General features: G+C 66.0%; 2 protein-coding genes. Both read right to left on the reverse strand.

Annotated features, from left to right (window positions below):
* Positions 1-140: adenosylhomocysteinase (locus BM199_RS33660; protein WP_143102014.1), on the reverse strand; the 140-nt coding region annotated here is incomplete at its 3' end.
* A 14-nt stretch (positions 141-154) separates the two neighbouring features.
* Positions 155-1,387: vitamin B12 dependent-methionine synthase activation domain-containing protein (locus BM199_RS33110; RefSeq protein WP_281245780.1), on the reverse strand; the 1,233-nt coding region annotated here is incomplete at its 5' end.

The raw sequence follows: 1,387 nt of genomic DNA on the forward strand, positions 1-1,387 counted from the left end.
ATCTCATGCTCAGCAAGCCGAATCTCCTTACGGCCGAACTCCGCCGCACCCAGATCCGCCACCGCGAACTCCACCCCATTACGGGTCTGATGCAGGGCGTCGACGGTGGTCAGGTCGCTGCCGGGCTGAACTGTGGTCATGAACTGAGTCCCCTTCACGTGTTGAAGTACTTGGCTTGCGGATGATGTGTCACGATGGCGTCGGTGGACTGCTCCGGGTGCAACTGGAACTCCTCGGAGAGCTTGACGCCGATCCGGTCCGGTTGCAGCAGGTCGACGATCTTGGCCCGGTCCTCCAGTTCCGGGCAGGCGCCGTAGCCGAGCGAGAACCTGGCTCCCCGGTACCCGAGCTTGAAGAACTCGGTGATGTCGTCGGGATCTTCGTCGGAAACGGCTGCGCCAGAACTCCATCGGAGTTCCGAGCGCACTCGCCGGTGCCAGTACTCGGCGAGCGCCTCCGTCAGCTGTACCCCGAGTCCGTGGACCTCAAGGTAGTCCCGGTAGGCGTTCTTCTCGAACAACTCGTTGGCGAAGTCGGCAATCGGGTCACCCATGGTGACCAGCTGGAACGGGACCACGTCGACGACACCCTCTGCCTCGGCCCGTTCTCGCGGACGGTAGAAGTCGGCGAGGCAGAGCCTGCGGTCACGCGGCTGACGGGGGAACGTGAATCGGCACCGCTCCCCCGCGTCCGGCGAGGGCGCGTCGAGCACGACGAGATCGTCACCTTCGGCGACACACGGGAAGTAGCCGTAGACCACGGCGGCATGCTGCAGGATGCCCTTCGTGGTCAGCTCGTCCATCCAGTACCGCAGCCGCGGTCTGCCCTCGGTCTCGACGAGTTCCTCATAGGACGGTCCGCCGTCACCTCTGGTGCCCTTCAGCCCCCACTGGCCGAGGAACGTGGCCCGCTCGTCGAGCAGTGCCGAGTACTCCGCGACCGGAACACCCTTCACCACCCTGGTGTCCCAGAAGGGCGGGGTGGGCACCGCGACGTCGGTGGCCACATCGGACCTGGCGGGTACCGGCTGCGGGTCCTCCTCGGTCTGTTTGGCTTTGCGGGCCTCGGCGATCCGCAGCGAACGTTCCCTGCGGGCCTTGCGCTCGGCGCGCTTCGCCTCGGCCTCGGCGTCCACCGGCTGCACTTCGCCGCGTTTGGCGCCCATGATCGCGTCCATCAGGCGTAGCCCCTCGAACGCGTCCTTCGCGTAGCGGACCTCGCCCTCGTAGAGCTCCGACAGGTCGTTCTCCACGAACGACCTGGTCAGTGCCGCCCCACCGAGCAGCACAGGCCAGCGTTCGGCGAGTCCCCGGGAGTTCATCTCCTCGAGGTTCTCCTTCATGATCACCGTCGACTTCACCAGCAGGCCGGACATGCCGATCGCGTC

Source organism: Amycolatopsis marina, from assembly GCF_900111885.1.
Taxonomy (GTDB): Bacteria; Actinomycetota; Actinomycetes; order Mycobacteriales; family Pseudonocardiaceae; genus Amycolatopsis; species Amycolatopsis marina.